This is a genomic window from Celerinatantimonas marina (assembly GCF_046054165.1).
Lineage (GTDB): Bacteria > Pseudomonadota > Gammaproteobacteria > Enterobacterales > Celerinatantimonadaceae > Celerinatantimonas.
Genome location: NZ_JBFNXK010000005.1, coordinates 1 through 17,982, shown reverse-complemented (window position 1 = coordinate 17,982; position 17,982 = coordinate 1). Strand labels below are relative to the sequence as shown.

The following is a 17,982-nucleotide window of genomic DNA, read 5'->3' as shown; positions in this document are numbered from 1 at the left end:
AAGCGCTATATTATAACTGTGGATCAGCGATTTTTACCTTCCAAATAGCAGGCCCAATCTCATGAATATTTTTACCATGACAATCTACGGCTACAGTGACCGGCATGTCAGAGACTTCGAATTCGTAAATAGCCTCCATCCCCAAATCGGCAAAAGCAACAACCCTGGATTTTTTAATCGCTTTGGCGACCAAATAAGCTGCGCCCCCTACAGCCATTAAATAAACCGCTTGATGTTGACGAATAGACTCAACCGTTTCGGCTCCCCGTTCAGCTTTCCCGATCATGCCCATAAGACCCGCCTGCCCTAACATCATCTCCGTAAATTTATCCATTCGAGTCGAAGTCGTCGGGCCTGCGGGACCAACCACTTCATCACCTACCGCATCAACAGGACCAACGTAATAAATAAAGCGTCCCCGAAAATCAACGCCCTCAGGGAGGGGTTCCCCAGCTTCGAGTAATTCCTGAATTCGTTTATGAGCCGCATCTCGTCCAGTTAAGATTTTACCATTCAGTAATAATGTATCCCCCGCTTTCCAACTGGCGATGTCTTCCTGAGTAATTTGATCTAAGAAAACCCGTTGACTGGTTTCACTATTCTCCAGACTAATTTCCGGCCAGTGATCTAATGAGGGCGGATCAAAGCTTGCGGGGCCACTACCATCCAAGGTGAATTCAATATGCCGAGTCGCCGCACAATTAGGGATCATGACTACCGGCTTCGACGCTGCATGGGTTGCACAACTTTTCACTTTTACATCTAACACGGTTGTCAAACCACCGAGCCCCTGTGCGCCGATCCCCAAACGATTCACCCGTTGATAGATATCTAAACGAAGTTTTTCATCTGTTGTTTCAGCACCTCGTGCTTGAAGTTCTTGAATATTACAAGGTTCCATTAAGGCTTCTTTAGCCATCACCGCCGCTTTTTCGGCCGTTCCACCAATACCAATTCCCAACATTCCAGGCGGACACCATCCAGCTCCCATGAGGGGCAAAGTCTTTTCAACCCATGCAGCAATATCATCCGATGGATTTAGCATCACCATTTTTGCTTTATTTTCTGACCCTCCCCCTTTAGCTGCAATGCTAATGGTAATGTCCGATCCAGAAACCAACTCCATATGCACCACCGCAGGAGCATTATCCCGAGTATTTTTCCGACTCCCCGCCGGATCAGCGACTAATGATTTCCGCAATGGATTAGCCGGATTGCTATAGGCTTTACGAACACCTTCATCAATAATGGATTGCAGCGGCTCATCACAATCCCATTGTACTTGCATCCCGACTTTCACAAATACCGTAACAATCCCGGTATCCTGACAAATAGGTCGGTGCCCTTGTGCAGACATCTTGGAATTAATTAATATTTGCCCGATCGCATCTTTAGCCGCTGGATTCAGTTCCTGTTCATAAGCCCTAGCCATCGCATCAATAAAATCAACTGGATGGTAGTAAGAAATAAATTGCAACGCATCAGCCACACTATCAACAACATCTTGTTTATGTATGACGGTCATGAATGTTCTCCTTTTAAGCAAGGATGCAGAGCACCTTCACAATCTGAGTTTATTTTGTTTTAAGAGCGTGAAAAGTTAATTTGTGTTACGCTTATCGTCCAGTTTAGACTAGCGCTTCGCATTCTATAATCATAGTAAATAACGCCTTATATGATTCATTTTCAGCCCGTTAAGTTCACAGCTGAACTGCTGATGCAAATACTTGGGCCGCATCGCTGGAGTCAAATGCTACATAGCGCCCCTGATTCCAATGAAAAATTCGATATCTATGTTGCCGATCCGATCGCAACACTGACAACCTATAATAGCGATACCACCATCTGGGATGGTGACCATTACCAAATAAGCCAAGCGGATCCTTTTGAGCTATGCCAACAGCTACGCCAACAATTTTTCCCAGAGTCATCGCCATCTGAATTCCCTTTCAGTGGCGGATTAGTCGGTTTATGGGGATACGATTTAGGAAGACGTGTTGAACCTATCCCGGTTTTGAACAAAACCAGACTACAAACACCTGATATGGCTGTCGGTGTTTATGATTGGGTGATTATTGTCGATCATGATGATCATCAGCAGTGGTTAGTCGTCAATCATCCGGATGCAGAACACTATTGGCAGTATCGTTATCGCTGGTTACAGCAATTATCCGTTCAGCCATTACAACCTTTTAGACTACTGAATACATGGCAAACGGATCTCCCTTTTGCCGCCTACGAAAACCGTTTTGCCCAGATTCAGAATTATCTGCGCCAAGGGGATTGCTATCAGATCAATCTAACTCAGCAATTTACCAGCCAATATCAGGGCGATATTCGCACCGCTTATCAACAATTATTAGCCACTAATGGTGCACCATATAGTGCTTATATTCAGCTCCCACAATCCACTATATTGTCGATATCGCCGGAACGCTTTATTGCATTAGACGGCAACCATATTGAAACTAAACCGATTAAGGGAACACGGCCCCGAGGAACGGATGCCATAACCGACCATAACAATGCTGAGCAGCTCCGATTATCCCCAAAAGATCGTGCAGAGAATGTCATGATTGTTGATCTACTTCGCAATGACATTGGCCGGGTCAGTAAGCCTGGAACCGTTCGGGTCCCTAAACTCTTTGATATTGAATCATTTCCGGCAGTACATCATTTGGTCAGTACCATCACAGGAGAACTTCGCTCAGATCTCTGTGCGGAAGACCTTTTACGCGCCTGTTTTCCTGGGGGCTCGATCACAGGAGCGCCCAAAGTGCGAGCCATGGAAATTATTGAACAAATTGAGCCACACCGACGTAATGCCTATTGTGGTTCCATTGGTTATATCTGCCAGAGTGGGAAAATGGATACTAATATTACGATCCGAACTCTGGTTGCTGAACAAGGGACATTATTCACATGGGCGGGAGGTGGAATTGTCGCTGATTCCGATGTTCATGAAGAATATCAGGAATGCCATGATAAACTTGGTCGAATTCTCCCCGTTTTACAGGAGATCTTATGAGCCGACACTGGTTATCCCAATTATTACTGACGCCGTTGAAGTCAGCATATCATCAGCAGAATACGAATCGAATTGCAGCGGCCACACTTTTACCGGTGTATTTGGAAAATGGGCAATGGTATATCATCATTACTCGCCGGAGTGCGCAGCTCAAACATCATGCCAGACAGTTCTCCTTTCCTGGTGGATGTTTTGAGCATACCGATCATAATTTGGGGTATACCGCACTCCGTGAATCTTATGAAGAAATTGGCCTATCCCCCCATAAGGTTCAATTAGTCAGCCGACTACCCGATCAACTTGCAGGGGAACACTTTATTATGTCTCCATTTATTGGATTGATCACCGAACCATTTCAATTAACCGCCAATCCAACCGAAGTTGATGAGATTATCCATCTCCCACTTGCACCATTATTAGAACTTAGTCATTATCAGCCTCTAAAAATAGAGCGCCATCGACAGCGACAAACACTCTACTTTATTGAGGTCAATGGCTATGTTATTTGGGGAGCAACCGCTGCAGTTTTACACCGACTCGCAACATTATTCACCCATGCTTAAATTTCATCTATGCACCGAGTTTTTTAATCACCACCATGATCAGTATTTTTGATTTATTCACGATTGGTATTGGACCTTCGAGCTCCCATACCGTTGGGCCCATGATTGCCGCGAATCAATTTGCACAATGGCTCATTACGCATCCCCAGTTTAGTCACAAAACTGAACTTTATATCGAATTATTTGGTTCTCTTGGGGCCACAGGTCATGGTCATGGAACAGGGAAAGCTATCATCTTAGGGCTGTTAGGCAAAGCTCCCGAGACGGTTGATTGCGACCAGATCCCCTCGTTACTCAATGCTGTTGAACAACAGCAGGCGCTGCTATTAGCAGGCACACAAACCATCTCATTTCCACGGCAGGATGGCATCATCTTTCATCGCCGAAAAACCCATCCTGGGCATAATAATGCCATGACTTTTCATGCCCACTTTGAAAACGGCGAGCACGTCGATAAAACCTATTATTCATTAGGTGGTGGATTTATTACCGATGCTGATGCAATGAATGCTAACCATCCATCCCCCACACAGTCAACCGACCCCTACCCGTTTACCAGTGCTGCCCAACTATTACAATTATGTAACCAAACCGGGATGAGTATTGCCACTCTGATCTTAGCGAATGAAACCCAACATACTCAACCTGAGAGCGTGGATGACTATTGCGAAATGCTCTGGGATACAATGCATCAATGTATTCATCGCGGGATCCATCAGGAAGGAATACTTCCAGGGGGGTTAAAGCTCAAGCGCCGGGCATCAACGCTCTACCAACAGCTGCAAGCCTCTCAAAAGCTTTCAAACGATCCATTAAATACCCTTGATTGGGTTAACTTATTTGCATTAGCCGTAAGTGAAGAAAATGCGGCCGGAGGTCGTGTCATTACAGCCCCGACTAATGGAGCAGCCGGCATTATTCCTGCAACACTGGCTTACTATAATCAGTTTGTTACTCCTCTGACTCGTCTTGACTGTCGACGCTATTTTTTAACCGCTACGGCAATAGGTAGTTTATATAAGCAAAATGCGTCTATTTCTGGTGCCGAAGTTGGTTGCCAAGGCGAAGTGGGGGTTGCTTCATCGATGGCCGCTGCAGGCTTAACCGCCATTCTAGGAGGAACACCAGAACAAATTGAAAATGCTGCGGAAATCGCTATTGAGCATAATCTGGGGTTAACATGTGACCCCGTTGGTGGCCTCGTTCAGGTTCCTTGTATTGAACGCAATGCAATGGGAGCCATCAAAGCGTTGAATGCCTCACGGCTGGCATTGCGAGGAACAGGGATCCATACTATATCCCTAGATAAAGCCATTCGAACAATGTGGCAAACGGGTAAAGATATGAAAACTAAATATAAAGAAACTGCCCGGGGTGGATTAGCTGTAAATATTATCGAATGTTAATGCAAAAAGCCCGTATCACACGTGATCACGGGCCTTACAATTGTAACAAGTAATATGATTCAACTTGAGGCACAAATCCAAATGCGCAAGCCCAATCACCTTACTGCATAAGTGCTAATACATTGGCAAATGTACATCCTCAAAAAGTTTATCAACCTCTTCCGTACTTTTGGCCAAAACAGCCTGATCAACGATGTTACGTGTCAAATGTGGAGCAAATCGCTCAATAAAATCGTACATATAACTACGCAAAAATGTTCCTTTGCGAAAACAGATCTTCGTGATGCTCGCCCTAAATAAATGACTCGCATCAATAGCCACTAAATCACTATCTTCTTCCGAATCGATAGCCATCGTCGCTAAGACACCAATCCCGATCCCAACTCTCACATAGGTTTTAATAACATCCGCATCGGTCGCCGTAAAAACAATTTTAGGCTTTAGTCCAGCCTGATTAAATGCTTTATCAAGCTCTGACTTACCCGTAAAACCAAAGGTGTAAGTGACCAGAGAATACTGTGCGACATCTTCAATAGAAATAACTTCTCCTCGTTGCCGTTTTTTGGCTAACGGGTGATCAGGTTTTACGAGAATACTTCGGTTCCAATAATAACAAGGGAGCGTAATCAAATCGGAGAAAATATAGAGTGCTTCCGTTGCTATCGCAAAATCCGCCGTCCCCTTAGCAACCGCCTCAGCAATTTGTGACGGCGTTCCCTGATGCATATTCAACGAGACATTGGGATAACGTTGGATAAAACCTCGAATCGCTTCAGGTAATGCATATCGCGCTTGAGTATGAGTCGTCGATATGTTCAACGTCCCTTGATCCGGATGGGTATGCTGACTTGCTACAGCCTTGATACTCTCAACTTTTGCTAAAATTTCTGAGCTGATCCGGATGATCTCTCGACCCGCTGATGTCACCCGGGTCAAATGTTTTCCACTTCTTTCAAAAATCTGGACCCCAAGCTCATCTTCCAGTGTCCGAACCTGTTTGCTAATCCCGGGTTGGGATGTATAAAGACTCTCCGCGGTTGCAGAAACATTCAGGTCGTGGTTCAGTACTTCGACAATATATCGCAATTGCTGTAATTTCATGGGCTCAATCAAATTATATTTAACGAGGCAAACGATAACTAATCGTTCGAATCTTTACGCTTTTCAAGCTAGCAGTTAAGCTTAAAACAAGTTATATGCGATTTTAAGTGCAATCACCATGCCTTTTTCAGATTCATTGGATTTTTCAACAGTATTGGCAACAATTGTCCATGATATCAAGAACTCGTTAAGTTTGCTGAATCAATCTATTGAATCAATGGCAATGGATCCAGAGCAAACCCATAAAACACGTCGGGAACTAGCGAGGCTCTACTACGAATCATCCCGAATAAACGGTACCTTGGTACAATTATTGGCTATTTTTCGATCCGATCAAAAAATGTTTGGTGTTAATATCACCCATGCATTTATCGCTGATTTGTTAACCGATTTGTTTGATCGATATCGATGGTTGGCCCAGCAACAGGGAATTGATATTTTAATTGAGGTAGATGAGGATCTTACATGGCACTGTGATACAGAGCTCATTCAGCTTTTGCTGGGCGATATCATCGTAAATTCGATCCGTTATTGTAAAAAAACAATTAAAATTGTTGCGTATAATGCCGATAACACTTTAGAAATTAAGATAAATGATGATGGAGATGGCTATCCTGATGATATAATCGATTTGGCAAAACTCGATAAACCTAGCCTTTCGATGCTGAGTCAGAATCGTAGCGGTTTAGGACTCTATTTTGCGAAACTTATTGCTCGAGCGCATAAAAATCATTCACTTTGTGGTTCAGTTATACTAAAAAATAATGGACCATTGGGGGGAAGCGAGTTCATTTTACGTCTCCCTTAACACTAAAGGATTTCAGCCTGCTGATATGATCTTTACATTAGTTCTCATTGCCATCGGCATCCTGCTGTTTATTGTGATCGGATACAATATCGTTTTGCAATATAAGCAAAAGCTATTGGCGGACCAACGAGCAACCATATCGCGGCACAAAGTAGTGATCAGCGAAACGGAAGATTTGCTATTAAATTCTTCCCGGATCCCTTACTCTTCCGATCTCATGATCATTTTGCATAACCGAATATTAAAGACCCTCACCTTAATTCAAAAAGTAGATCCTGAGCTCAAAGGACTCAACGATCGAATTCAGGCCGCTAAAAATCAAATGGAACAACTGCGAAATGGTATTGAGCAATCCGCTGTTCTGAGGATCCCTGATACCGACTCTGAGGCGGTACAGATGCTTAAAATAATCAAGCGGTTGCGCTCCGTCATTCGTTCGGAGCACTCTCGGGGACGTGTGGCAACGCCTAATTATGTTGCTGAAGATCGTCGACTGGAGTTAATGACGCTCAAAGTAAATATCGAAAATGCTATCAAACGAGCAATGGAAGCCCAAGCGATGCGGCAATGGGGAACGGCACGTCAATTACTGAATAAAGCCATCACAGTCGTGAGCAACATTAACGATAAGGATGATTACCTCATCGCGAAACTAGAGCAAATGCATCAAATGAATGATGACATGAGCGAAAAATTGAAAAAAGTGCAGAGCCAGCAGAAAAAAGAAGAAGAGGAAAAAGACGATATCGATGTCTTATTCCAACCGAAGAAAAAATGGTAGCCTTTTAATCGACTATCCATTCCTTTGATTAATCCAACGCTGAAGATTATTGGCAAAATTCTGACTATCCCGGCTCGATAGTGACGTCGGACCGGCGGTAAAGACCCCACTATCTCGGAGCACTTCGTTATAATCTCGACGCGCAATTCGTGATTGAATCGTTGATGGCTCAAACCATTCTCCTCGAGGGCTCAATGCCATCGCTGATTTACCAAAAACGTCAGCTACAAGCCTTAAATCCTGAGTGACCACTAAATCACCATTTGACACTCGTCTGACTAATTCATGATCAGCTTCATCAAAACCCTGATGAACTTGCCACTGACTCACAAACGCCGAGGGCTGAATGGGTAATGGTCGATTCGCTATAAATGTGGTCTTTATTTTATGTCGATTGGATGCCCGAATTAAAATATTGCGAATAACCACCGGACAAGCATCCGCATCCACCCATATATTCAATGCTGTTCTCTCTTCTGAAAATAGTTGTAGGTTAACCGTTAGCGGCACCCATTCTAACAGACTATGAGTGTATAACTATTCATTTTAAATTTTGTAAAATGATTACAAACTGAGCGATAACCTAGCCTTTCTATAGATTGCATAGCCCATTCGAACGATCTTGAAAATTAATTCATTCATCCTGAATAAATATATTGAACATCAGCACAATGAGCGGCATTATGTGACTATTAATTCTATTAAATTGAATTTTTAATCGATTCAAAACAATAGCCGTTTCATCTATATGACATTATTACCTTGTAAGGTAAATGCCTTCAATGACGTAATTTAACTTTATGAATATACAAACACCTCGTCTGCTCCTGCGGCGGCCCAGTATGGATGATTTAACAGATTTATTTACAATTTATGGCGACCCAGCCACCAACACCTTCAATCCAGAAGGCCCTTTCCCCAGTTGGGCTTATGCTGAACAAAAATTGACGGAATGGCTGACGCACTGGCAAGAAAATGGATTTGGGATGTGGGCGATTAGCACGCACCAAGAGCCCGAGCATATCATTGGTTTTTCGGGCCTAACTCATCGGGATTTTGCTGACCGCCATATCATTAATCTAGGGTATCGACTCATGGTGAAAGCTTGGGGAAAAGGTTACGCCACTGAAGCGGCTAAAGCGATGTTAGCCGCAGGATTTGAGCAATTAGCCTTGACCGCTATCTCAGCCAATGCCCGAGTACATCATCTGGCTTCTCAACATGTACTATTAAAAGCTGGATTTGATTACATTGAGACAATTCAGGATCGACTGGATGCTCCGCTTTCGCATTTCTATCAGCTTACCCCCTCTCGATGGCGGAAAAAAACATCAGCACAACAGTCTGAACAATTATGTTATTCAGATTAAAGCGATACAAAAAAACGGCTTGAAGCCGTTTTTTTACATTTCAGGTTGAATAACGAATCAACTCAAATGTGGCGTATCAGTTATCACATCAGCATTCTGTGCTCGTTGCCGCATAAAGTGATCCATTAAAACGATAGCAAGCATCGCTTCTGCAATCGGAACGGCCCGGATCCCCACACATGGATCATGACGTCCTTTGGTCACAACATCCGTACTTTCCCCCTGGAGATTAATCGTTTTTCCAGGTACCGTAATGCTAGAGGTTGGCTTCAATGCAAGGTGTGCAATGATATTTTGCCCTGAAGAGATCCCACCCAGAATGCCACCGGCATGGTTGCTGGCAAATCCTTCCGGAGTCAACGTATCTCGATGTTCACTACCATGTTGCGTCACAACACCAAAGCCATCACCAATCTCAACCCCTTTAACAGCATTGATCCCCATGAGTGCATGTGCAATATCCGCATCTAGGCGATCAAAAACGGGCTCACCGAGTCCAACAGGAACCTTAGTTGCAACAACCGATATTTTAGCCCCAATCGAGTCGCCTTGTTTTTTCAGATCACGCATATATTCATCAAGAGAAGCAAGCTTTTCACTATCAGGAAAAAAGAAAGGATTCTGATTGATCTGTTCCCAATCAATTGATTCGGCTTTAATCGGTCCTAACTGGCTTAAATAACCGCGTATTTCAATCCCAAACTTCTGTTTCAAATAGGCTTTTGCAATTGCTCCTGCGGCAACCCGCATCGCAGTTTCACGTGCAGAGGAACGACCACCTCCCCGATAATCACGAATACCATATTTCTGATGATAGGTATAATCAGCATGGCCAGGTCGGAACAGTTGGCTAATTGCAGAATAATCCTTAGAACGCTGATCGGTATTTTCAATCAATAAACCAATGGAGGTTCCGGTTGTTTTACCTTCAAAAACCCCAGACAAAATTTTAACAGCATCCGGTTCCCGTCGTGGCGTTGTATAACGGGAAGTTCCTGGACGGCGGCGATCGAGTTCAATCTGCAACATTTGTTCATCAATTTCTAACCCCGGAGGACAACCATCAACGATACAACCCAATGCTATACCATGACTCTCTCCAAAAGTAGTGACCCGAAAAAGTTGCCCAATGCTATTTCCTGCCATGAATGAATTCCTTGTAATCCTATTTTAAAACTCACTCGCATGAGCGATTAATTGTTCGCGGGTTAGCGCAAATACACCATGACCACCATTAGCAAATTCTAACCAAGTAAACGGAACATTTGGAAACTGTTCCTCTAGGTGGACCTGACTATTACCTACTTCCACAATCAGAACCCCTTGCTCCGTTAGATGATCGGCTGCCTGCGCCAAAATCTGTCGGGTCAAATCCAAACCATCGTTGCCCGATGCCAATCCCAACTCCGGTTCATGCCGATATTCATCAGGTAAATGTGACATATCAACTGCGTCGACATAGGGAGGATTGCTTACAATCAGATCATAGCATTGACCTTGCAAAGCCCCAAACCCATCGGATTCAATCGGGAAGACCTGTTGTTCTAAACCATGATTCTGAATGTTAATTTCAGCCACATCCAGTGCATCCCGAGAAATATCAACGGCATCGACTTCAGCATTTGGAAATGCATAGCTACAAGCGATTGCGATACAACCACTACCGGTACATAAATCGAGTATCCGCTGTGGTTCCTCAATAAGCCAAGGTTGAAACTGCTGTTCGATAAGCTCAGCGATTGGAGAACGAGGAACTAATACACGTTCATCTACAAAAAATTCCAAACCAGCAAACCAACTCTTATTCGTTAAATAAGCAACTGGTGTTTTATCTTTAATCCGACTAATAACCAACTCGACTAACATCTCGCGTTCAGAACGAGTCAAACGGGCTTCTTTCACATCTTGACCGATTTCAAGAGGTAAATGAAGCGAGGGGAAAATCAGCTGCAAAGCTTCATCCCATGCATTATCAGTCCCGTGCCCATAATAAAGGTTTGCATAGTTAAAGCGACTGACAGTCCAACGCAACATATCCTGAATTGTATGCAGTTCGCTGACTGCCTCTTCTACAAAAATCTTTTCCAAATTAGCTCCGGGATTGCGTACAATGAGATCCATAATTTATAGTCAATGAACCGTATTATGCCCAAAAATCCATCAACAGACTCAGATTTTGATCTTTTTGAGAAAGAGATGCACGGGGTACGGCCTTTAAAGCAAGATAAAATACGGCTACAGCCGCCTCGGATCAAGAAAAAAAGACTCACAGCTGGACAACTTCAGCAACAAATTAGTCAACAAGCTTATTATTTTTCCGATGAATATAGTCCACTGCTCCCAGATGAAGGCCCGATGCGTTGGTGTGCTCAACACACTGATTCCGATGAACTTAAAAAATTGCGGCGAGGACAATATGCCCCCGAAATTTTTCTGGATCTACATGGACTCACACAAATTCAGGCCAAACAAGAAATCGGAGCCATGATCCATGCCTGCCTCAAAGATCGTTTAACTATTGCCTCTATCATGCACGGACACGGTCAGAACATTCTCAAACAACGGGTACCGCAATGGTTGGCTCAACATCCAGACGTTGCCGCATTCCATCAGGCTCCCAAAGAATGGGGAGGTACCAGTGCTTTATTAGTTCTCATTCGATTGCCCCGATAACAGGAGCAATCAAACTAGATAAGGATGGGAAATTTACGCGGCATCATGATGATTAAAATTCTCAATACACCGATTAATTTCAGCAACAGTCTGACGGTGCTTTGAAGTCCTATATTGTTCCAGCATTACCACTTTTCCATAATCAAAAAGATAAGCGCCTCGGCCTTCAATATAAAGGCGACCTTTGAAAAAAGCTTTCACATAACGGGCAATATGCTGTGGAGAATATTTCTTAAAAATTTTCATATCGAGCTTCACCTACTATCTATGGTTACATAGAGGAATCATTCCACACCTCCATCTAACGTAATACATAATAAAATACTGCTGATATCCTTTTTCGAGTACTTAATGCTTCATTAATACATTATCTTAGATAAGAATATCAGAAAAAGTTCCGTTAGGCGGTTACAATAATTAAGAAATGTGATCAATCAATGACAGGTGATGATAATTTTGCGAATGATATCGCGACAATGACTAAAGCGGCTTGACGCCGCCGATTTTACTACCCAGAGAATTAGTGGGCTTGAGTTAAACTGAGTAACTCCCCCTGAAAGCGATCATTCAAACGAAGATGAGCGAGTGCAGCGGTCGTAAAAAGCGGAGCCCCTGCATCGGGAGCAAAAGCCTCAACCAAATATCCGACCAAAGGTAAGTGAGAGATAATCAAAACTTGGCTCATCGGTTCAAATTGTTCAACCAGCGTCACAATATCATAAGCATCTCCGGATGGTGTTAGTTCATTCAGTGACGTTACAGAACCCGCACGCTGAATCACTGACATGACTTCCTGCCAAGTCTGCTGCGCCCGAACATAAGGACTGACCAAAACATAATCAAATTGGTGAACTGAATCGGCCAACATTTCAGCCATTTTCCGCACTTCCTGACGTCCATGTTTTGTCAGTTCACGCTGATTATCAGAAGCAGCTAGCATTTCAGCTTGCCCATGACGCATGACATATATATCCATTACATTGCTACTCATAATGCTAATTGAAGGAGCCATGTTACTATCAGTTCTGACAACATGGAACCGGTTACTAAAAAATGTCTTTTGTTATTTGCAACTCCTCCAATAGCTGTTGATAATGAATTATAGACTCTCTTAATAATGGAGCGCATTTTGCGAACCAGTCCTAGTGATACTCGAGAATATCAATTCCAACAATTATCGAATGGTTTACGGGCAATTCTTGTATGCGACCCACATTCATCGAAATCAGCAGCCTCATTAGCCGTCAATGTCGGACATTTTGATGATCCACCCTATCGCCAGGGGTTAGCTCATTTTTTAGAGCATATGCTTTTTTTAGGGACTGAAAAATATCCTCATCCTGGAGAATATCAGCAATTCATCACACATCATGGGGGTAATCATAACGCTTGGACTGGAACAGAATTCACCAACTATTTTTTTGATATTGAAACCGATTGGTTTGAATCGGCGCTCGACCAATTTAGCCAGTTCTTTATTGCCCCTCTTTTCGATGCAGAGTTGATCAACAAAGAACGACAAGCCGTCCATTCTGAGTATCAACTTAAGATTCAAGATGATGTCAGACGGCTTTATCAAGTTCATAAAGAAACAGTCAATCCACTGCATCCATTTAGCAAATTTTCCGTGGGTTCAGCAGAAACTCTGGCAGACTGGCCCAATCAACCCGTTCGTCAGGATCTGATTCATTTTTATCAACAAAGCTATAGTGCTGATAAAATGACACTGGTTTTAGTCAGTCCTCTTCCGATTGCTTCGCAACAGTTTTTATTATCTTTTTTTGAGGCTATTAAAACAATTCCACATCAGGAACCCAGTGATCCTGAAGTCCCACTCTTAACAGATAAAGAACGAGCTATTTTAATTTACGCTCGTCCTATTAAAGAGGTGCGTCGACTCACCCTAGCCTTTGATTTTGCCGATCAACAATGCCATTACCGCAATAAACCACTGACATTTCTGGCTCATCTGTTAGGAAACGAAACCTCTGGAGGGCTTATCGCCCATCTTCGCCAAGAGGGATTCATCCAAACAATGGCCGCAGGCGGGGGGATTAGCGGTAAAGGGTTTCGAGAATTTACACTAAGCTATCAGCTGACGGAAGAAGGGCTCTCAGCCATTGACCATATCATTGAAGCTAGTTTCAGTTACTTACAACTGATACGAAATCAAGGATTAGAAGCTTGGCGCTATCAAGAAAAACAATGTATTTTACAGCGTGCTTTTAATTATCAAGAACGGATCCGAAGCATTGATTTAGCATCCCATTTGGCGATCAACATGCACCATTACACTCCAGAAGATGTTATTCAAGGCGATTACTTGATGGAATCCTTTGATAAATCTGAATTGATCGCTTGTTTAGATCAAATGGTTCCACAGCGGTTACGTATCACTCTGCTTGATAAAGAAGTCGAAACAAATCGTCTAGCACAATGGTACCAAACGCCTTATCGGGTCGAACCTATTACTCCAGAACAACTTCTTCGGTGGGAAACTCCTCGGGATTTACAACTGCTGTTACCTCCGGTCAATCCATTTATCAGTGATGAGCCGCATCAAATTTTCAGTGATGACACATCGGATAAACCACGCGTGCTCTGTGATAAACTGGGCTATCGATTTTGGTTTCAACAAGATAGTGAATTTCAAATTCCCAAAGGACACATTTATTTAGGAATTGATACGTTCAATGCCGTTAGTTCAATCGAGCATATCGCTTATTCTCGATTAGCCATTGAATGCCTGATTGATCATTTAAGTGAACTCACTTATCAAGCTGAAATTGCGGGGATGAGTTATCAAATTTATACCCATCAAGGGGGATATACATTACATACTGCAGGGATCAGCCACCGTCAGTTTGAATTATTAAAAATGATTTTAAATGAACGAAGCTTCGGTCATTTTGATCCGCAACGCTTTGAGCATGTCAAACATCAGCTGCTTGAATATTGGCATAACCAAACGCATATCAAACCTATTAACCGGCTTTATCAGCAACTAATTTCACTACTGCAACCCAAAAATCCGATCCCGGAACAATTGATCCAGGCATTAAAACCCGTCACGGTGCAACAAATGCCAGATTTCGTCAGCGGACTTTATCAAAAAGTTCATATTGAAAGTTTTATTTATGGAAACTGGTCCACACAACAAGCTTTTGCTATGAGCGATTATTTACAACGCGAAGTGGCTCCTCAGAGCCAGTCAGGTGAAGAAACACCTCGAGAACTCATTGATATCAGCGGGCAACAGACACTAACCTATGAATTGGCAACGGAACATAACGATTCAGCGATACTAGTTTACTTCCAAAGTGCTGAAAACAAACCCGAGCAGATTGCTCTGTACACCTTCTGCAACCATCTCATGTCATCTACTTTTTTCTATGAACTCAGAACTCAGCAGCAATTAGGATATATTGTAGGCAACGGGAACTTACCGCTTAACCGGCATCCCGGGATCATATTTTACATTCAATCTCCGCATGCAACCCCCACTCAGATGCTGGATGCGATTGACCGATTTCTTGATCATTTTCCAGTTCTGGTTTTTGAATTAAGTGAACAACAATGGAATGAGGCCAAACAAGGCTTGGCCACTCAGATCTTAGAATTAGAATCCAATATGCGAGTTCGTGCTCAATATTATTGGACGAGTATCGGCAACAAAGATACCTCGTTTAATCAACGACAACTCGTTGTAGAAGCATTAATGAAGCTTGATCGGGCTGAACTTATGCGATTCACAATGGCGCTAAAAAACCATCATCGAGATCGCCTCGTTCTCTACTCTACCGGATTGAGCCATCAAAAAGAGCACCACTTAGAAGTGGGTCATCCCATTAATGACCGTTCTCGGTTTCAACAACTTTCTCGGCGCTTTAGGTATTAATCAGAGATCAGTTGATTGAGTTTTAGTTGACGATCAAAATCAGCCAAGGTTTGCAAATGAAACCAAGGCTGATTTTTATTCGGCCAACGGCAAAATGCAGGTTGCTGAATGTAATGGCTAAGCTCCCGATAATCCTGAACAGAAACTGATTTTTCAAATAAATAATCGATATGATTATAGAATGGCTCCCGATAGATTTCTGAAGCGGGTACTTTTTTAAGCCGAAGTAATTTGGTCAGTGTGTTCCGTTGATAAAGTGCCAGTCGGTAACCAATATAATTATTAATTTCAAGTTTATTCAGTAACTGAATCGGCCTCGCATCAAATCCCCCTTGATAACCCAGACGCCGCCAAGGCATACGATGTGCATTAGCATTAAAATAATATGTCAGCAAAGAGGCCAAAACCGAGATCATTTTGAATAGACTTGAATCCGCACCAAGAGCATTTGGCCGAGATTCAATCAAGGATACTTCATCAGAGCAACACATCACCATAATTGAACCAGACGAATCAGCACAATAATCGTTCAATGCCTGCAATACCGCCCGATGAAGGCATTTATCGAAACGTTCATGAAATAATCCGTTTTTTAAAAACCGGCGACTCATGTCGATCCCATCCAGACGAACCACCATATAACTCTCAGCTCTTGAACGCATGAACCGTTCACAGCGTTCTTGGCGTCTGGAAAAACAAGGATGCAACACGCTATAGCGCCTCACCCATTCCCGTTCAGCATACCATTGCTGTTCCATTGATAGCGTTCCAATCGTTATGGGTTCTTTCCGGGTCATTTCATCCCCTTCAATAACAGGTTTGCTATGCTCATGAGTGGCCCTTTTCATCGTGAAAACTACCAATCCACCCCGTAGATACAACATTCAATTCAAAGTTATGTAAAGCCATTAGTTACTTCAATGAATTCATATAATCTATTGATAGTTTTGCTCTTTAAGCAATGGATGTCGAGAGCTTTTCAAAATCAGGGAGTCACAATTGCAACTTAATATACATCTACCACAAACCCAAGTTGGATATATTATTACACTCGGTTTACTGGCTGCTCTCGGCCCACTATGTACCGATCTTTATCTGGCTGCCTTACCAGATATTGCCATCCATTTAAAAACGAACACATCCATGACGCAGTTAAGCTTAACAGCTTCATTATTAGGACTGGGTATTGGACAACTTATCATTGGACCAGCCAGTGATAAACTCGGTCGAAAAATACCTCTCCAATTATCCTTGCTCCTGATGGTTTTTACTTCGATTGGATGTGGGTTGGTACAGTCGATTGATCAATTAATTATTATCCGATTTATCCAAGGTATTGCCGGTGCCGGAGGGATTGTGCTCTCTCGAGCTATTGCTCGAGATCTCTATACAGCTTCAGCCCTCACACGTTTTTTTTCACTGCTCATGGCCGTTAACGGAATTGCACCTATTCTTGCCCCAGTGTTAGGAAGCTCACTATTACTGATCACCACCTGGCGAGGAATATTCTTTATCCTTGCCGTTATCACCATTATTTTATTCCTACTCAGTCAATTCCAAATTATCGAAACGCTCCCTCCAGAGCAACGAGCGCATGGAAGATTTTGGAATGCGCTACCGGTTATGGGGCAATTGCTCACCCACAAAAAGTTCATGGCTCCTTGTTTAGCTCAAGGATTTTCTATTGCTGGAATGTTTGCTTATATTGGTGCCGCTTCATTTGTCTTACAAAATATGTATCATTTATCGGCCCAAGCTTTCAGTTACTGTTTCGCTATCAATGGCATTGGATTAATTCTTTCAGCACAACTGAGTTCTTATTTAAGCCGTAAAAGCTCTGAGTCCCATATATTAATCACAGCGCTTGGTATTGGACTCATAGGCGCAACACTACTGGTGATATGTGCATTGAGTGGGGCATCTTTATGGTGGGTCTTACCCATTTTATTCGTGACGATTATGATCAACAGCGCCGTTGGGACAATGAGTGCCACGCTTTCAATGCAATCCATTCCACCTCAAGAAGGCGGCTCAGCCTCTGCTCTATTAGGGCTATTAATGTTTGGATTCGGCGCAATAAGTGCACCGATGACGGGAATTGGACATAACGCTTTCATTGCCATGGCCATCACGATTTGGATCTGCTATTTCTCAGCATTACTGAACTATCGGTTAATCGATCAAGGTTCGTCAAGCATCAAAAAACCCGCATAAAGCCTGTCTTTTATACAGAAGTCCCTCACATGATGTGAGGGACTTTTTTTGAACTAAATTCTAGCTTCACGATCAGAGCTTCAACGGATGGGCTTAGTTGAGGATACCTGAAATGATAAAAAGCAATAATGATTGGGCTG

The 17,982-nt window shown here is 43.0% G+C and carries 17 protein-coding genes; 9 read left to right on the top strand and 8 right to left on the bottom strand.

Annotated elements, in window-relative coordinates; translation table 11 throughout:
* Positions 1-10 precede the first annotated feature (10 nt).
* Positions 11-1,525 (bottom strand): fumarate hydratase, encoded by a 1,515-nt coding sequence (locus tag ABUE20_RS06610; RefSeq protein ID WP_408619088.1) that lies wholly within the window; start codon positions 1,523-1,525, stop codon positions 11-13.
* A gap of 150 nt (positions 1,526-1,675) precedes the next feature.
* Here ABUE20_RS06610 and pabB point away from each other — a divergent pair, with 150 nt between their 5' ends.
* Genes pabB through ABUE20_RS06595 form a run of 3 tightly spaced genes read left to right on the top strand, consistent with a single transcriptional unit; the run spans position 1,676 to position 4,997 of the window.
* Positions 1,676-3,028, top strand: a complete 1,353-nt coding sequence (gene pabB, locus ABUE20_RS06605) for an aminodeoxychorismate synthase component I (RefSeq protein ID WP_408619087.1) — start codon at positions 1,676-1,678, stop codon at positions 3,026-3,028.
* Complete coding sequence (locus ABUE20_RS06600) at positions 3,025-3,591, top strand: CoA pyrophosphatase (RefSeq protein ID WP_408619086.1); 567 nt, start codon at positions 3,025-3,027, stop codon at positions 3,589-3,591. The genes pabB and ABUE20_RS06600 overlap by 4 nt, the downstream gene beginning before the upstream one ends.
* A gap of 35 nt (positions 3,592-3,626) precedes the next feature.
* Positions 3,627-4,997: an L-serine ammonia-lyase gene (locus ABUE20_RS06595; protein WP_408619084.1), complete on the top strand. Its 1,371-nt coding sequence runs from the start codon at positions 3,627-3,629 to the stop codon at positions 4,995-4,997.
* 114 nt (positions 4,998-5,111) lie between these two features.
* On the opposite strand, the gene cysB is transcribed toward ABUE20_RS06595, so the two are convergent.
* Positions 5,112-6,098 carry an HTH-type transcriptional regulator CysB gene (gene cysB, locus ABUE20_RS06590; protein ID WP_408619082.1) on the bottom strand — a complete coding sequence of 329 codons (987 nt, stop codon included), beginning with the start codon at positions 6,096-6,098 and terminating at the stop codon, positions 5,112-5,114.
* Between the two features lie 118 nt (positions 6,099-6,216).
* Between cysB and ABUE20_RS06585 the strand changes: the two genes are divergently transcribed.
* A complete protein-coding gene (locus ABUE20_RS06585) occupies positions 6,217-6,906 on the top strand; it encodes a sensor histidine kinase (protein ID WP_408619080.1) in 690 nt (229 codons plus the stop codon).
* Positions 6,907-6,931: 25 nt separating this feature from the next.
* Positions 6,932-7,687 (top strand): DNA repair protein, encoded by a 756-nt coding sequence (locus ABUE20_RS06580; protein WP_408619079.1) that lies wholly within the window; start codon positions 6,932-6,934, stop codon positions 7,685-7,687.
* Between the two features lie 12 nt (positions 7,688-7,699).
* Here the strand turns inward: ABUE20_RS06580 and ABUE20_RS06575 are convergent, their stop codons facing one another.
* Positions 7,700-8,149, bottom strand: a complete 450-nt coding sequence (locus tag ABUE20_RS06575; RefSeq protein WP_408619077.1) for a YaiI/YqxD family protein — start codon at positions 8,147-8,149, stop codon at positions 7,700-7,702.
* A 338-nt stretch (positions 8,150-8,487) separates the two neighbouring features.
* Here ABUE20_RS06575 and ABUE20_RS06570 point away from each other — a divergent pair, with 338 nt between their 5' ends.
* Entirely contained in the window at positions 8,488-9,057 is a 570-nt protein-coding gene (locus ABUE20_RS06570; RefSeq protein ID WP_408619075.1) for a GNAT family N-acetyltransferase, read from the top strand.
* Positions 9,058-9,114: 57 nt separating this feature from the next.
* On the opposite strand, the gene aroC is transcribed toward ABUE20_RS06570, so the two are convergent.
* The gene (gene aroC, locus ABUE20_RS06565) at positions 9,115-10,203 is read right to left on the bottom strand and encodes a chorismate synthase (RefSeq protein ID WP_408619074.1); all 1,089 of its coding nucleotides are present in this window, start codon (positions 10,201-10,203) and stop codon (positions 9,115-9,117) included.
* A 24-nt stretch (positions 10,204-10,227) separates the two neighbouring features.
* On the bottom strand, positions 10,228-11,145 hold the full coding sequence (gene prmB, locus ABUE20_RS06560; RefSeq protein ID WP_408619320.1) for a 50S ribosomal protein L3 N(5)-glutamine methyltransferase: 918 nt from the start codon (positions 11,143-11,145) through the stop codon (positions 10,228-10,230).
* A 54-nt stretch (positions 11,146-11,199) separates the two neighbouring features.
* Between prmB and smrB the strand changes: the two genes are divergently transcribed.
* The gene (smrB, locus tag ABUE20_RS06555; RefSeq protein ID WP_408619319.1) at positions 11,200-11,730 is read left to right on the top strand and encodes an endonuclease SmrB; all 531 of its coding nucleotides are present in this window, start codon (positions 11,200-11,202) and stop codon (positions 11,728-11,730) included.
* Positions 11,731-11,763: 33 nt separating this feature from the next.
* Here the strand turns inward: smrB and ABUE20_RS06550 are convergent, their stop codons facing one another.
* Together ABUE20_RS06550 and sixA are read right to left on the bottom strand one after the other, a co-directional pair.
* On the bottom strand, positions 11,764-11,976 hold the full coding sequence (locus ABUE20_RS06550; RefSeq protein WP_408619073.1) for a DUF1107 family protein: 213 nt from the start codon (positions 11,974-11,976) through the stop codon (positions 11,764-11,766).
* Between the two features lie 274 nt (positions 11,977-12,250).
* Positions 12,251-12,706 (bottom strand): phosphohistidine phosphatase SixA, encoded by a 456-nt coding sequence (gene sixA, locus ABUE20_RS06545; protein ID WP_408619072.1) that lies wholly within the window; start codon positions 12,704-12,706, stop codon positions 12,251-12,253.
* Between the two features lie 153 nt (positions 12,707-12,859).
* Here sixA and ABUE20_RS06540 point away from each other — a divergent pair, with 153 nt between their 5' ends.
* The gene (locus tag ABUE20_RS06540) at positions 12,860-15,628 is read left to right on the top strand and encodes an insulinase family protein (RefSeq protein ID WP_408619071.1); all 2,769 of its coding nucleotides are present in this window, start codon (positions 12,860-12,862) and stop codon (positions 15,626-15,628) included.
* Here the strand turns inward: ABUE20_RS06540 and ABUE20_RS06535 are convergent.
* Complete coding sequence (locus ABUE20_RS06535; protein ID WP_408619070.1) at positions 15,625-16,425, bottom strand: tRNA(His) guanylyltransferase Thg1 family protein; 801 nt, start codon at positions 16,423-16,425, stop codon at positions 15,625-15,627. The two genes, ABUE20_RS06540 and ABUE20_RS06535, sit on opposite strands and share 4 nt — an antisense overlap.
* 202 nt (positions 16,426-16,627) lie before the next feature.
* Here ABUE20_RS06535 and ABUE20_RS06530 point away from each other — a divergent pair, with 202 nt between their 5' ends.
* On the top strand, positions 16,628-17,842 hold the full coding sequence (locus ABUE20_RS06530) for a multidrug effflux MFS transporter (RefSeq protein ID WP_408619069.1): 1,215 nt from the start codon (positions 16,628-16,630) through the stop codon (positions 17,840-17,842).
* Positions 17,843-17,982 lie beyond the last annotated feature (140 nt).

Coding starts and splice junctions, on each gene's coding strand:
- ABUE20_RS06595 (WP_408619084.1), top strand. CDS start 3,627: ATGATCAGTATTTTTGATTTATTCACGATTGGTATTGGACCTTCGAGC.
- ABUE20_RS06585 (WP_408619080.1), top strand. CDS start 6,217: ATGCCTTTTTCAGATTCATTGGATTTTTCAACAGTATTGGCAACAATT.
- pabB (WP_408619087.1), top strand. CDS start 1,676: ATGATTCATTTTCAGCCCGTTAAGTTCACAGCTGAACTGCTGATGCAA.
- aroC (WP_408619074.1), bottom strand. CDS start 10,203: ATGGCAGGAAATAGCATTGGGCAACTTTTTCGGGTCACTACTTTTGGA.
- ABUE20_RS06610 (WP_408619088.1), bottom strand. CDS start 1,525: ATGACCGTCATACATAAACAAGATGTTGTTGATAGTGTGGCTGATGCG.
- ABUE20_RS06550 (WP_408619073.1), bottom strand. CDS start 11,976: ATGAAAATTTTTAAGAAATATTCTCCACAGCATATTGCCCGTTATGTG.
- ABUE20_RS06580 (WP_408619079.1), top strand. CDS start 6,932: ATGATCTTTACATTAGTTCTCATTGCCATCGGCATCCTGCTGTTTATT.
- ABUE20_RS06570 (WP_408619075.1), top strand. CDS start 8,488: ATGAATATACAAACACCTCGTCTGCTCCTGCGGCGGCCCAGTATGGAT.
- sixA (WP_408619072.1), bottom strand. CDS start 12,706: ATGGATATATATGTCATGCGTCATGGGCAAGCTGAAATGCTAGCTGCT.
- ABUE20_RS06600 (WP_408619086.1), top strand. CDS start 3,025: ATGAGCCGACACTGGTTATCCCAATTATTACTGACGCCGTTGAAGTCA.
- cysB (WP_408619082.1), bottom strand. CDS start 6,098: ATGAAATTACAGCAATTGCGATATATTGTCGAAGTACTGAACCACGAC.
- ABUE20_RS06535 (WP_408619070.1), bottom strand. CDS start 16,425: ATGACCCGGAAAGAACCCATAACGATTGGAACGCTATCAATGGAACAG.